Annotated in this window: 16 protein-coding genes; 5 read left to right on the forward strand and 11 right to left on the reverse strand. The window is 69.3% G+C overall.

From position 1 onward, the window contains the following. Positions 1-82: 82 nt before the first annotated feature. Together ACH413_RS22270 and ACH413_RS22275 are read right to left on the reverse strand one after the other, a co-directional pair. Positions 83-307, reverse strand: coding sequence for a DUF3107 domain-containing protein (locus ACH413_RS22270; RefSeq protein WP_093602316.1), 225 nt, complete (start codon positions 305-307; stop codon positions 83-85). Positions 308-350: 43 nt separating this feature from the next. Beyond that, positions 351-992, reverse strand: coding sequence for a ferritin-like fold-containing protein (locus tag ACH413_RS22275; RefSeq protein WP_360037561.1), 642 nt, complete (start codon positions 990-992; stop codon positions 351-353). Positions 993-1,218: 226 nt separating this feature from the next. Here ACH413_RS22275 and ACH413_RS22280 point away from each other — a divergent pair, with 226 nt between their 5' ends. The 3 genes from ACH413_RS22280 to ACH413_RS22290 are packed head-to-tail and all read left to right on the forward strand — an operon-like array spanning position 1,219 to position 5,038. After that, positions 1,219-2,802, forward strand: coding sequence for a DEAD/DEAH box helicase (locus ACH413_RS22280; RefSeq protein ID WP_360037563.1), 1,584 nt, complete (start codon positions 1,219-1,221; stop codon positions 2,800-2,802). Between the two features lie 5 nt (positions 2,803-2,807). Next, positions 2,808-4,151 carry a hypothetical protein gene (locus ACH413_RS22285; protein ID WP_360037566.1) on the forward strand — a complete coding sequence of 448 codons (1,344 nt, stop codon included), beginning with the start codon at positions 2,808-2,810 and terminating at the stop codon, positions 4,149-4,151. A gap of 8 nt (positions 4,152-4,159) precedes the next feature. Further along, positions 4,160-5,038, forward strand: a complete 879-nt coding sequence (locus ACH413_RS22290) for an alpha/beta hydrolase (protein ID WP_360037569.1) — start codon at positions 4,160-4,162, stop codon at positions 5,036-5,038. Between the two features lie 42 nt (positions 5,039-5,080). Here the strand turns inward: ACH413_RS22290 and ACH413_RS22295 are convergent, their stop codons facing one another. The 4 genes from ACH413_RS22295 to ACH413_RS22310 all read right to left on the reverse strand — a co-directional run bounded on the left by ACH413_RS22295 (position 5,081) and on the right by ACH413_RS22310 (position 8,799). Next, a complete protein-coding gene (locus tag ACH413_RS22295; protein ID WP_360037572.1) occupies positions 5,081-5,512 on the reverse strand; it encodes a hypothetical protein in 432 nt (143 codons plus the stop codon). Continuing rightward, positions 5,509-6,822 carry an O-antigen ligase family protein gene (locus tag ACH413_RS22300; RefSeq protein ID WP_360037575.1) on the reverse strand — a complete coding sequence of 438 codons (1,314 nt, stop codon included), beginning with the start codon at positions 6,820-6,822 and terminating at the stop codon, positions 5,509-5,511. Before ACH413_RS22300 ends, ACH413_RS22295 begins: the two co-directional genes overlap by 4 nt. 412 nt (positions 6,823-7,234) lie before the next feature. Continuing rightward, a complete protein-coding gene (locus ACH413_RS22305; RefSeq protein WP_360037578.1) occupies positions 7,235-7,537 on the reverse strand; it encodes a hypothetical protein in 303 nt (100 codons plus the stop codon). Between the two features lie 422 nt (positions 7,538-7,959). Next, complete coding sequence (locus ACH413_RS22310) at positions 7,960-8,799, reverse strand: PD-(D/E)XK nuclease family protein (protein WP_360037580.1); 840 nt, start codon at positions 8,797-8,799, stop codon at positions 7,960-7,962. 177 nt (positions 8,800-8,976) lie between these two features. Between ACH413_RS22310 and ACH413_RS22315 the strand changes: the two genes are divergently transcribed. Beyond that, a complete protein-coding gene (locus ACH413_RS22315) occupies positions 8,977-9,279 on the forward strand; it encodes an ArsC/Spx/MgsR family protein (protein ID WP_360037583.1) in 303 nt (100 codons plus the stop codon). Here the strand turns inward: ACH413_RS22315 and ACH413_RS22320 are convergent. The 4 genes from ACH413_RS22320 to ACH413_RS22335 form a co-directional block, all read right to left on the reverse strand. Continuing rightward, a complete protein-coding gene (locus tag ACH413_RS22320) occupies positions 9,276-9,887 on the reverse strand; it encodes a MarC family protein (protein WP_360037586.1) in 612 nt (203 codons plus the stop codon). The two genes, ACH413_RS22315 and ACH413_RS22320, sit on opposite strands and share 4 nt — an antisense overlap. A 12-nt stretch (positions 9,888-9,899) precedes the next feature. Next, positions 9,900-10,757, reverse strand: coding sequence for a PHP domain-containing protein (locus tag ACH413_RS22325; protein WP_396425138.1), 858 nt, complete (start codon positions 10,755-10,757; stop codon positions 9,900-9,902). A 36-nt stretch (positions 10,758-10,793) separates the two neighbouring features. Continuing rightward, positions 10,794-11,354, reverse strand: a complete 561-nt coding sequence (locus ACH413_RS22330; protein WP_360037589.1) for a PH domain-containing protein — start codon at positions 11,352-11,354, stop codon at positions 10,794-10,796. A gap of 87 nt (positions 11,355-11,441) precedes the next feature. Continuing rightward, complete coding sequence (locus ACH413_RS22335) at positions 11,442-11,600, reverse strand: hypothetical protein (protein WP_169746024.1); 159 nt, start codon at positions 11,598-11,600, stop codon at positions 11,442-11,444. Positions 11,601-11,815: 215 nt separating this feature from the next. Here ACH413_RS22335 and ACH413_RS22340 point away from each other — a divergent pair, with 215 nt between their 5' ends. Continuing rightward, positions 11,816-12,154 (forward strand): NUDIX hydrolase, encoded by a 339-nt coding sequence (locus tag ACH413_RS22340; RefSeq protein WP_396425147.1) that lies wholly within the window; start codon positions 11,816-11,818, stop codon positions 12,152-12,154. A 28-nt stretch (positions 12,155-12,182) separates the two neighbouring features. On the opposite strand, the gene ACH413_RS22345 is transcribed toward ACH413_RS22340, so the two are convergent. After that, positions 12,183-13,178: a DUF2332 domain-containing protein gene (locus ACH413_RS22345; protein ID WP_360037595.1), complete on the reverse strand. Its 996-nt coding sequence runs from the start codon at positions 13,176-13,178 to the stop codon at positions 12,183-12,185.

The raw sequence follows: 13,178 nt of genomic DNA on the forward strand, positions 1-13,178 counted from the left end.
CGGCGGTGATCGATACTGCGCCGCTGCGGAACGAGAAAGGCCCCGGTCGCAGCGACCGGGGCCTTTCTCACGTTCTGCCGTCTCAGGCGCCGAACCCGACCTTGCGCGAGTCCTGCGGGCCGATCTCCACGTACGCGACGCGGCCAGCGGGCACGACGAACCGCGCACCCTTGACGTCCACCAGCGACAGCACGCTGGACTTGCCGGACACCGCGTCCGCCACCAGAGCCTCGACCTCGGACGGGTTGAGTTCACTGGTCACGACGAGTTCGCGCCCGCTGTCCGCGACGCCGATCCTGACCTCCACGCTGACCTCCGTGCTCAAGAGAAAAATCTACGGCCGAGCCTACCTAGCCGAGACCCAGCTGCGTCATGCGCCGCGCGTGCGACTGCTGAAGGCGGCGGAACAGCTGACCGATCCCGGCGAGGTCCCCAGAGCCCCGGATGATCAGCTCGGAGAGGCCGTCCCGCTCCGCCACCACGTACTGGGCCTGCGTCAACGCCTCGCCGAGCAGTCGCCGGCCCCACAGCGCGAGCCGGTCGCGCACCCGCGGATCGGCCTCGACGGCGGCCAGGACTTCGCGTTCAGCGAACGCCGAATGACCCGTGTCGGCGAGCACGTGGAGCACGAGCTCCTTGGTCGGCGCGTCCAGCCACTCCGCGATCTCGCGGTAGAAGTCCGCCGCCAGCCCGTCCCCGACGTACGCCTTCACCAGCGACTCCAGCCACGACTTGGGGCTCGTCGACTCGTGGAACGCGTCGAAACCCTTCACGAACGGCGTCATCGCGTCCTCGACGGTGATGCCCTCGGTGGCCAGGTGCTTCTGAAGCAGCGTGAAATGCCCGATCTCGGCTGCGGCCATCTGCGCGAGCGCCGCACGGCCCGCCAATGTCGGCGCCGTGCGCGAGTCCTCCGTCATCCGGTCGAAAGCCGAGAGCTCGCCATATGCAAGCGCTCCCAGAAGATCGACAACACCCTCCGCAACACCCATGGTGGTCAAGCCTAGTGGTCAAATAGGTCTGGGCAGGTAGAATGGCCTTGGACGCCCGGCGTGACGAGTGTGACGACCACGCTGCGCGGCGCAGAAATGGTGCGCGTACACCTTTCCCGCAGCTGCTCATCGAGCGCGGTCGAGAGGCCCGGCCAGGGCTCGTACGCGCTTGGTACGAGAGAGGCTGATCACCCTGACCGCTGAAGTAGAAGCACATCTGGACCCGGTGGCACTCGAACACAGCGAGGCCGGAGTTCCTGAAGAAGACACGTCGCACCCGTTGCTGGCAGACGCCCCGGTGCAGTCCGAATCACCCACGTTCGCCGAGCTCGGCGTGCGTCACGAGATCGTCAAGGCGCTCGGCGAAGCCGGCATCGAGCGCACCTTCGCCATCCAGGAGCTGACGCTCCCGATCGCTCTCGCCGGTGACGACCTCATCGGCCAGGCCCGCACCGGCATGGGCAAGACCCTCGGGTTCGGCGTGCCGCTGCTGCACCGCGTCGACCTGCCCGGCGACGGCACCCCGCAGGCCCTTGTGGTCGTTCCCACCCGTGAGCTGTGTCTCCAGGTCTCGCACGACCTCACCGACGCGTCGCGCCACCTCGGTGTGAGGGTCGCCGCCATCTACGGCGGCATCCCCTACGAGCGTCAGATCGCGCAGCTCCGCAAGGGCGCCGATGTCATCATCGGCACGCCCGGCCGTCTGCTCGACCTGGCCGAACAGCGCCACCTGGTGCTCGGCAAGGTCCGCATGCTGGTGCTGGACGAGGCCGACGAGATGCTCGACCTGGGCTTCCTGCCCGACATCGAGCGCATCCTGAACATGGTTCCCGACGAGCGGCAGACCATGCTGTTCTCGGCGACCATGCCGGGCCCGATCATCACGCTGGCCCGCACGTTCCTGAACCAGCCGACGCACATCCGTGCCGAGGAGAACGACGCCGGTCAGACGCACGAGAACACCTCGCAGTTCGTCTACCGCGCGCACTCGATGGACAAGCCGGAGATGCTGGCCCGCGCACTGCAGGCCCGCGACCGAGGCCTGACGATGGTCTTCGCGCGCACCAAGCGGACCGCGCAGAAGGTCGCCGACGACCTGACCGAGCGCGGGTTCGCCGCGGCCGCCGTGCACGGTGACCTGGGCCAGGGCGCACGTGAGAAGGCGCTGCGGGCGTTCCGCGCCGGCAAGGTCGACGTGCTGGTCGCCACCGACGTCGCCGCGCGCGGCATCGACATCGACGACGTGACGCACGTCATCAACTACCAGTGCCCCGAGGACGAGAAGACCTACGTCCACCGCATCGGCCGCACGGGCCGTGCCGGGCGCACGGGTGTCGCGGTCACGTTCGTCGACTGGGACGAGACGCACCGCTGGGCCTCGGTCAACGACCTGCTCGGCCTCGGCCAGCCGCTGCCGGTGGAGACGTACTCCACGTCCGACCACCTGTTCGCCGACCTGGGCATCCCGTCCGGTTCCACGGGCCGGTTGCCGCTGAGCCACCGCACCCGCGCGGGCCTCGACGCCGAGGAGGAGGAGAAGCTCGACACCGGCAAGCGCAAGCGCCGCAGCAGTCGTCGTCCCGGCTCCACTCCCGCGGGCGCCGAGCAGGCTCCGGAGGCGAACACCGAGGAGACCAGGCCGAAGCGTTCCCGCTCCCGCACGCGCAGCCGCGCGGGCGTGACGCAGGAGGGCGAGCAGGCGCCGTCGGCCGAGGGTGGCGAGAGCTCCGCGAAGTCCGCCTCGGACAAGCCGCGCAGGCGTCGGCGTCGCCGAAGCTCTGCCGAACAGGCCGCACCTTCGGCAGACTGATCACCATGTCGTCCCCCGGTTCCGACGTCACCGACGTCGAGGACGTCCTCGACGAACCCGCGCACGAGAGCGTGCCCGAGTCCAAGCCCGTCGAGGAACGTCCGCCCGCCCGCTCCTGGCGCACCCGTGCCGACTTCATCGCGGTCGCGCTGATCGCCGTGGTGTCGGTGACCGCGTCCGTGCTGACCTGGGCGTTCAGCGATGCTCGTGCCACGACGTCGGTCACCGGGCCCTCGTCGTGGGAGCAGCTGCCCGAGGTCACCGCGCTGCCTCCGTCACTCGGCGAGGTGTGGCGCGCGAAGAGCGGCGCCACGCAGTCGCCCGTGGTCGTGCAGACCGCGTCGAAGGACACGGGCGAGGAGAAGCCGTCGACGGTCGTGACCGGCGACGGCGGCGAGGTCAACGGGCGCGACCCGCTGACCGGGGACGTCCGGTGGACCTACGAGCGCGACCTGCCGCTGTGCGTGGTGAGCCCGGCGTGGGGCAGGGCGATGGCCCTGTACTCCAAGGGCACGAACTGCTCGGAGCTCACCTCGCTCGACGGCGTCACCGGCGAGCGCCGGGCGCAGCGCAACGGCGACGCGGAACCGGGCACGGCACTGCTCAACGAGGGTTCGCACCTGATCACGACGGGCTCGAAGTACGTCGAGGTCTACCGGCGTGACGACCTGGTGCGCTCGCTCGAGTACGGCTCCCTGCGCGCGATCGTGAACCCCGGCAAGCAGCCGCGCGTCGGCTGCACCTACGGCTCGACGGCCGTCACGTCCGGCAAGTTCGCGATCATCGAACGCTGCCCGGACGACGCGTCGGAGCGGGTCACGGTGCTCAAGCCGAACCCGGACAAGTCCGACGAGCCCAAGGTGTTCTCCACCGCGATGACCGGCGGCAGGAACGTGCAGATCGTCGCCATCACGGAGAAGCTCGTCGCCGTGGCGGTGCCGGGTCCGAGCCGGCTGCAGATCTTCGACACGGAGACCGGCAACCAGGTCGGCGAGGCGCCGCTCGACATCCCCGACGCCGACTTCACCGACCCGCCGAACCACGTGGCGCGCGTCTTCACGACGAAGACGAACGCCTTCTGGTTCAGCGGTTCCCGGACGGTCGCGCTGTCGCTGGAGACGCTCACTCCACTGTGGACCGCCGAGGGCACGCTGGGTGCCGGCACGACGCTCGCGGGCCGCGCGCTCATCCCGGTGAAGGAGGGCCTGCGGGTGTACGAGCAGGCCACCGGTGCCGTCGTGGGCACGATCAAGCTGAACCGCGAGGGCCACACGGGCCCTGTGCAACTCGCCACAGCCGGTCCAGTCGTGCTCGAGCAGCGTGGCGAAACCCTGGTCGCGCTGCGATAGTTCAGCTCGTGTACTCGCAGATCAGCCCGAACCGGGCGCAACGCGTCGACTTTCCGGGCCGCTACGGCACGATCGCGGCTCTGCGCGCGCCCGCGATGGGCGACGACGCGATGCGCACGACCGTGCTGCTCGTGCCGGGCTACACGGGTTCCAAAGAGGACTTCGCGCCGATGATCGACCCGATCGCGGACGCGGGTTTCGAGGTCGTCGCGATCGACCTGCCGGGCCAGCAGGACTCCACGGGCCCGGACGACGAGGCGCTCTACCGGCCGGGCCCGCTGGGTTCGGTGCTCGCCGAGCTGATCGGCAAGATCGCGGCGGACGGCCGGAAAGTGCTGCTGCTGGGCCATTCCTACGGCGGCATGGTGGCACGGGCCGCGGTGTTCGCGGGCGCCCCGATCACCGGCCTGACGCTGATGTCGACGGGCCCGTCCGAACTGCCCGCAGGCGATCGCCGCACCGTGCTGGACGTCGGCGAGCACGTGCTGGCCGAGCAGGGCGTCGAGGGCACCCACAGGCTGAACGAGCTGCGGTCGGCGCAGAACCCGGCCTGGATCGCGCTTCCGCAGGAGCTGAAGGACTTCTACCGCACCAGGTTCCTCAAGTCGCAGGCCGCGGCGTTGCTCGGCATGGGCAACGGCCTGCGCTACGAACCGGACCAGGTCGCGAAGCTGGCCCGTGCGCTGCGTTCGTCCGGCACGCCCTGCCTGGTGGTGTGCGGCGACGCGGACGACGCGTGGACGCCCGCGGCCCAGCGCGACATGGCGGAACGGCTGGACGCGGACTTCGCCGTGCTGCCGGGCGTGATGCACTCGCCGAACACCGAGGCTCCGCTGGACCTCATCTCCACGCTGCTGCCGACGTGGCGAGCCTGGCTGACTTCGTGAAGTTCCGGGAACGTCACAGCCAGGCTCGGCACGGTCACATCATCACGGGTTGATCCAGATCTGCTTCTCGTCGCTCGCGGAGTGCGGGTACGAGTTCAGGTCGGCCTTGGCGTAGGCGATGCCCACGCCGAACGGCCAGCCCGGATTCGCGGTCGCGGTGACCTTGACCGTCTCGAACCCGCCGGTGCAGGTGACGACCTTGGAACCGCTGCCGGAAGCCACCCCGATGAAGAACGACTGGGTGACGTTCACGTACACGTACGACTGCGACTGACCGACCGGGCAGGAGTAGGTCACGTCGACCTCGACCGCGGCGCCCAACGCCTTCACCTTCGCGGTCGGCTCGACTCTGACGGCCCCCAGGGAAGGCGACTGCGCGCTCACCTCGGCCATGACCGGCGCGATGGACGCGAGAACCGCGCCACCCACGACGGCGACGACCGCCAGCGCCTTGCCCCCGGAAAACTTCTTCATGCAGTTGCCCCCTCACTCATTCCGTCCTTTGTGGACGGAAACCCCAGACCGGCGCAGAGGCCGGCGACGACGAGGACGACGGGCAGGTGCCACAGGAAGTCGAAGCCGCTGTGCACCAGCACGACGGCAACCGCCGCCACCGCCCCCGCCTGCAACGGCGTCCCGCGCCCTCGCCACATCGCGAACAGCACGGCGGCCACAACCCCCAGCGCGAGCACCAGCCCGACAGCCCCCAGCTCAACGAGCACCTGGAGGTACTCGTTGTGCACATAACGCATGACGCGGGTGCTTTGGTTGCCCCCGTTGAAGAAAAAAGATCCATTCCCCGGCCCGGCACCGAGCAGCGGTGCCCGCGAGACGAGTTCCAGCGCGGCCTCGGTCGCCCCGGCGCGGTCAGGTGAGCTGAACGAGACCCGCGTGGCCAGCCGGTCGGCGAACGCGAACGCGGCCACCCCGCCACCGGCCGCCAACAGCAGCGCGATCGGCACCACGAACCGCCCCAGCCTGGGCAGACCCAGCGCCACCAGTGCACCGCCTGCCAGTCCCGCGATCGCGAGCAACGGCCGCGGCTCGTCGGCCACCCGCATCGACGGCAGCAGGGCGGCAACGGCCAGAACAGCCCCGAGCAGCGGCGGCACGGCAGCCGTCACCGTCTTCTTGAGGCCCCAGAACGCACACAGCACCACCAGCCCGGCGAGCAACGCGATCACACCGGCCCGGCTCATCGTCGCGCCGATCCCCGCGCACAACAGAAAACTCATCACCGCCATGTACACCGTCGGCCGCAGAACCAGCGACAACACGGCCGCCGCAGCCATCACCGCAGCGGCGGCGTTCGGGTAGGTCAGCGTCGACGCGGCCCGCAGCAACCCTTCCGCGACCGTCGTCCACGACGGCACCCGGAACACCACGGCCACCCACCCGGTGAACCCGACCAGCGCACCGACCCCGACAACGACCGCGGCAAGCAACTCACGCTGCTCACGATCAGCCTGCGCCGCAACAAGTGTGGCGCCAACGAACACAACGCCCGCGCCCGCCGACGGCAACCCCGACACCACATCGCCTTCGAGCAGCCCACGCACCAGCGCCCAAGCCGCGAACGCTCCCCCAAGCGCCGCAAGGAGATCAGGCCGAGGCCGGGCGAGAACGACGGCCACCCCGACCAGAAGCCCCGACAACACGCGACCAGGCAGGTAGTACCCACCCTGCGCGACAACGGCAGCGGCGAACCCCGCCACCACCAGCAACACCGGAACCGGCAACGCGACCGATTCACGGCGCGCGCGAACGACGTCCCCCACGGCCATCGACTTCCCCCAAGGATTCCGAACCGCCTCCCCAAGCGGATCGAAGGCACACTGTAGGGGCCCGGACGACTCGGGCGGAAGTGCGAATTTCCGGTCAATACAACAAAACCGGCGCGGTCCTGGCGGGCTGGCGCGGTCCTAGCGGGCTGACACGGTCCTAGCGGGCTGGCACGGCCCTAGCCGGCTGGCACGGTCCTGGCGGACTGGCATGGCCCCTAGCGGACTGGCACGGTCCTAGCCGGCTGGCACGGTCCTAGCCGGCTGGCACGGTCCTGGCGGACTGGTGCGGCCCTGGCGGCCTCGCACGGTCTGGCGGGCTGGCACGGCCCTGGCGGACTGGCACGGCCCTGGCGGACTGGCACGGCCCTAGCGAGCTGGCACGGCCCTAACGCACTGGCACGGTCCTAGCGGGCTAGGCCCACCAGAAGGTCCACAACGTCGCACCGCTGACGACGAGCACCGCGAGCGAGGCGACCGGCGCCTTCCAGTCCGCGTACCGGTCGGCCACGATCTGCCCGGCGACCACGAGCAAGGCCGCCACCACGTGCGCGACGACGGACAACGTGCCAGGCCCTGGCAGGTCGCGGGAGTTCGCGTAGAACTGGACGCCGATGTTCCCCAGTGCGAGCAGCACCATGCCCACCGCGAGCACACCGCTCACAGCGCGCAGGATTCCGTAGGTCCGCGAGGGCCGCTTGGCTGCTTCCACTTCCACTCCAGCCACCCTACGGGTCAAGGCGCGCGTGGGCAGGCATGGCCCAGCCGCCGTGGCGACGGCCTACGGCAAAAGCCGCACTCCACGCATCCTTACGGGGCAGCACCGCCGTCACGCACCCTTACGGGTCAGCATCGCCGTCCCACGCAAGCCCGCAGTCCGAACACGCAAGCCGCAGTCCGAACGAGCCCGGCGATCCACACGAGCCACAAGTCGCAAACGAGCCCGGCGACCCACATGAGCCACAAGTCGCATGAGCCACAAGTCGTCCGACTCCGAACTCGCTGCCCCCGCGCGCTTCCTTGTCACGCAACGAGTGAAACGCGTCTTCGGTTCCCGGCTATCCACAGGCTAGCCGACCACGCATAACCCCAGGTCACAAAGCCACACCCTGTGGACAACTCGCGATCATGCCCAGAGAGCTACGGCGCCAGGAGCGCCCACGGGTCCAGCGGAGGCGCCGCCTCCTGCCCCTCCGCACAGCTCCGCCGGAAGTCGCACCACTGGCACTGGCGCCCCGTCACCGGTGGGAACAGGACCTCCTTGTCCCCGCCGGCCTTCAGCGTCTCCGTGGCCAGGTCGATCTCGTCCGCGGCCTCCTCGGCGCGCCGGACGTGCCGGGCCAGCGACTCCTCCGTGTGCTCCCACTCCGCCACCGACCCCGACGGCAGGTGGTGCAGCTCGACGCGGCGGCACGGCTTGCGCAGCGTTCGGCGGGCCGCCAATGCGTAGAGCGCCAGTGCCTGTGAGCCGCGTGCGTCGTCGGAGGTCAGGACGTGGCGGCCGGTCTTGTAGTCGACGATGACGAGTTCGCCGTCGCGGTAGTCGATGCGGTCGACTCGGCCCTCGGCCACGATGCGGTCGGTCGGCGACGACACCCAGCGCTCGACGCCGAGCGGTTCGAAGTCGACGTCGAGGGCGCTCACGTAGTCGTGGACCCAGCCCTGGGCGCGGGTGCGGTACTCGGCGGCCTGGTCGACGTCGCGGAAGCCCTCGGACTTCCACTGCCTGTTCAGCAGTGCCACGGCCTGGTCGGGGGTGCGGCGGTCGGGCGTCAGGTCGAAGAGTGCCTTCAGCGCGTTGTGCACGACGGCACCGAGGGTGTTGTGCGCCCAGGCACCGCCCCGAGGTGGTGAGGGACGGTCGAGGTACGTCATGCGGAAGCGGCGCGGGCAGCTCGTCCACGTCGAGAGCTTCGCGGGCGTGACGCGCACGAGCCGGCGTGGTGCCGCGGTGCCGAAGTCGAAGCCGAGTTGTTCCACCCCAACCAAGTTACTCAGCACCCCTGACAGTGTTGGATTGCCCCTGCTCCGCAGATGGCGGCGAGTTCGTCGGGAAGTCGGTCGTCCGGCCGAATCGCCGGTGCCGAATTCGGCGGTGCCGAATTCGGCACCGGCGGTTGACCGGACGACCGACACGAACTCGCTACATTTCGCCGCATGGAGATCTGGCACAACCCGCGCTGCTCGAAGAGCCGCGCGGCCAAGCAACGCCTCGACGACAGCGGCGTCGACTACACCGAACGCCGCTACCTCGACGACGTCCCGACCGCCGAAGAGCTGGACCACGTCCTGCAACTCCTCGACAAACAACCCTGGGAGATCGCCCGCACCAAGGAAGCGGCCTACCCCAAAACCCTGGAACACGACCGCGCGAAGTGGATCGCGCACATGGTCGCCAACCCGAGCCTGATCGAACGCCCGATCATCATCGACGGCACGAAAGCCCACATCGAGCGCTAGACACCCGAGGCGATGAAGCCCGCCACCGACGACGCGACGAGCTGCACGGCGATCGCGGCCAGCAGCAGACCGGCGATCTTGGCCATCAGCAGGATCCCGCTCTCCTTGAACACCTTGATCAGCAGACCGGCGGACCGCAGCGTCCCCAGCAGCACGAGGTGCACGGCCACGATCGCCGCCGCCAGCGCGAAGTAAGAGCCCCAACCGTCGGCCTGGCGCACGAACACGATCGTCGCGGCGATGGCGCCGGGGCCGGCCAGCAGCGGCGTTCCCAGCGGCACGAGGGCGATGTTCACGTCCTCGACCTCGGGGTGGTTGGTCGCGCCCTTGCCCGTGAGCAGGTCCAGCGCGATCAGCAACAGCAGCAGCCCGCCCGCGCCCTGCAGCGCGGGGATGCCGATGTGCATGTAGGCCAGGATCGAGTTGCCGGCCACGGCGAACAGCGTGATCACCAGGAACGACACCAGCACGCCCTGCCGCGCCGCCTGCTTGCGGGCCTCGCGGGACTTGCGTCCCACCAGGCCCAGGAACACCGGCACGGTCCCGGGCGGGTCCATGATCACCAGCAGGGTGATCGAGGCCTCGATGAAGAGCCGCAGGTTGAACACCGCAACACCGCCCTATCCGACGAGGATCTTGCCGCCTGTCGCCCTCTCGGCCAGAGCATCCAGCATCTCCGGCGCCGTCGTCTCCGCGCCGAGCCGGACCGTCTTGTTCGTGCCGTGGTAGTCACTCGACCCGGTGACGATGAGTCCCAGCGAGTCTGCCAGCGACCGCAACGACCGGCGCGTCTCGGGATCGTGGTCCGGGTGGTCCACCTCGACGCCGGCCAACCCGCACGAAGTCAGCGATCGCACCACGTCAGGTGCCACGACGGGGCCGCGGGAACGGGCGAAGGGGTGCGCGAGCACGGTGACGCCGCCGGCCTCGGTGATCATCTCGATCGCGCGCTCGACGGGCGTGTCGGTGCGGCCCACGTAGTACTGGCCGCCGGTCAGGAACGTCGCGAACGCCTCGTCGACCGACGACACCACCCCGGCGCGGATCAGCGCCTGGGCGAGGTGCGGGCGTCCGGCCGGCGCGTCGAACGGCAGGCGGGACATCAGGTCGACCGGGTCGATCGGGAAGCCGTCGGCCTGCATCATCTCGGCCATCTTCTGCAGCCGCTGCCGACGCTCCTCGCGCAGGCGGGACTGCTCCTTCATCAGCATGGCGTGCGTCGGGTCGTACAGGTACGCCAGCAGATGAACGGTGATGGTGCGGCCGTAGCCGTCCGGCGAGGAGCACGACAGCTCTGCTCCGCGCACGAGCCTGAGCCCGGGAGGCAACGCCGCGACGGCCTCTGCCCACCCGGCCGCCGTGTCGTGGTCCGTGATCGCCACCGCGTCGAGTCCCGCGAGGGACGCGGCCCTCACCAGGTCGGCGGGGCTGTCGGTGCCGTCGGACTCGGACGAATGGGTGTGCAGATCGATGACCACGTCGTCCAGTGTGGACGACGTGATGAACGACCGGTGTTACGGGACCATCTTCTTGCCGCGCGCCGCGCGCTGAGCCTTGATCATCGAGAACCGCTCGGCCTGGGCCTTCTTGTCGCCGAAGGTCAGCTCCGAGATGGCGTCGTAGACCTCTTCGGGGTTCGGCAGGAACTCCAGGCGGTTCAGCGCCTGGATCTGACCCGCCGACTCCACGATGAGCGTGCCGTAGCCGAACATGCGTCCGCCCACGGTGCGTTCGTAGGTGAGGTCGGTGACCTTGGTGATGGGCATCATCGCGACCTTGGTCTCGAAGACGCCCGAGGTCAGCATGAAGCGCTTGTCGGTGACGACGATGCGCTCCACCCACCACTCGATGATGAAGTACGCGACGCGCAGCAACACGAGCAAAGCCCCGTACCACAGCACGTTCTGGATCACGCCCGCGTCCGCCGGGAGCAGGTACGAGATCATCATGAAGCCGGCGAGCAGCGCCGCCGCCTCCAGGACGTCCCAGATCAGATAGGACCAGTGCCTGCGCACACGGATGACCCGACGCTCGCTCTGGAGCAGGTAGTCGTCCGGATCACGTGGTGCGAACATGCGCTACCAGCCCTTCCTGGTACCAGGCACTGCCCTGTCCATCCTGCTCCCCCGGCCGCCCGGATGGGTAGCCGGTTACCAGGAAGCCTAGAAGACGGAGCGCACGAAGGTGATCAGAGCCTCAGCCGCGGTCCGCAGCGAGTTGAGGATGTTCTGCACCAGTTGGGCCGCCTGCTGGGGCTCCGCGATGAGGAAGAAGAGCAGCAAGGCGATTCCAGCGAAAGTGAGAATCTTCTTCAAGTTCACGGTGTCCACCCCGTCCGCGTCGCACCCGTTTGGCGCCGTTCGTGACCGTTGTACAGCACGATTCAGCACCTTGGGAGATTTGTACCGCAGCCGGGGTAGCGAAGAGCACCGCCGTTCCGGTGTGACTACGCTTCGTGATCGTGACGGCCAGCAGCAAGCGCACCATCCGTTGCGTCGGAGCTATCGTTCATGACTCGAATGGGCGACTACTGCTCGTGCGACGCGCCAATCCTCCTGGTGAGGGCATGTGGTCGATACCGGGTGGGCGCGTGGAGCCAGATGAGACGGATGAGACTGCCGTGACTAGGGAACTAGTCGAGGAGACGGGACTCTCCGTCACCGTCGGCCGCCTCGTCGGCCACGTGGAGCGACCGGCCCCGAATGGGGTTTATTCGATCTTCGACTACGAATGCCAGGTCACATCGGGTTTGCTCCGAGCGGGCGACGACGCATCGGATGTCGCTTGGGTCGACAGTGCGACCTTGGACACACTTCCGACCACATATGGGCTTGTGGAAGCGCTCTCCCAGTGGAACTGCCTGCCCAGGGCCTGATCAGGGTTCACGCGTTAGTGGCCCGCGCTCAGCGCCAAACGAGACGTTGCCCGTGGGCCTCGGTGGTCGCCAGAGTGGTCGTCTCCACGCCTGAGTCACGCACATGGATGAGCCGCAGCTCACCGGCCTCGTGCGCGGCCCACCAGACAGGCCGGCCCAAAGCGGACAACGCGGGCACGAGGTCCAGTCCGGACCCGCTGGAGATCACGACGAGCGGCGCGTCGATCGGCTCGACCGCCTTGGCGAGGTCCGTGAGCGGGTCGCCGGTCACCAGGCGCGGCGGGTTCTTGCGCAGCACCCCGCAGGCCACCCCGAACAGACGCAGCCGTTCCGGCTGGTCTGCCCACACACAGGCCTCCAGCCACGCGTAGGCGTCCTCGTCGGCCAGGTCGGCGGGCGCCACCCCGATGCCGGCCTTCGCGGCCACCTTGACCGTCTTGGGCAGCTTCGGCAGCGCCGCGCCCGGCGCGAGCTCCAGCGCGCAGTGCAGGCCCAGGGCGGCCTTGGCCGGCCCGGCGACGAGCTGACCGGCCTCGGCGGTCTGGTAGCGGTACGAGTACTGGTCGAGGCCGAGCAGCAGGCCGGCGGTCGTCGCGACCTCCACGAGCCCGATCGGCCCGCCCGCCTGCTTCGCCGCGGCCACGACGGCCGGGTAGAGCAGGGCGGCGCGCTTCACCTCGTTGGTCTGGATCACCTGGGTGCTCACCAGTGCCCGCACGCGGTCGCCGCGCTCCAGCACGAAGTCCCGGAACAGCGGCCAGGTGCTCTCGTCCGCGCCGTAGGTCCCGCCGAGCGACGGGTAGTAGTTCGAGAGCTCGTGGAACGGCTCGGCCTGCACCAGCCGGTGCGCCGCCGCCAGCAGGAGCTCGCCCGTGGCGTTGTCCTCGCTGGCGGCGGTCAGCAGGTCGGCGACCTCCGGATCGGCGGCCGCACGCGACGCGAGGTGCTCGTAGAGCGGCGAGGTCGCCGCTGCCTCCTCGGCGAACGCGCGCAGACGTTGCTGTGCCAGATCCAGAGAAGTCAC

The sequence above is a fragment of the Lentzea sp. NPDC020367 genome (assembly GCF_044387305.1).
Taxonomy (GTDB): Bacteria; Actinomycetota; Actinomycetes; order Mycobacteriales; family Pseudonocardiaceae; genus Lentzea.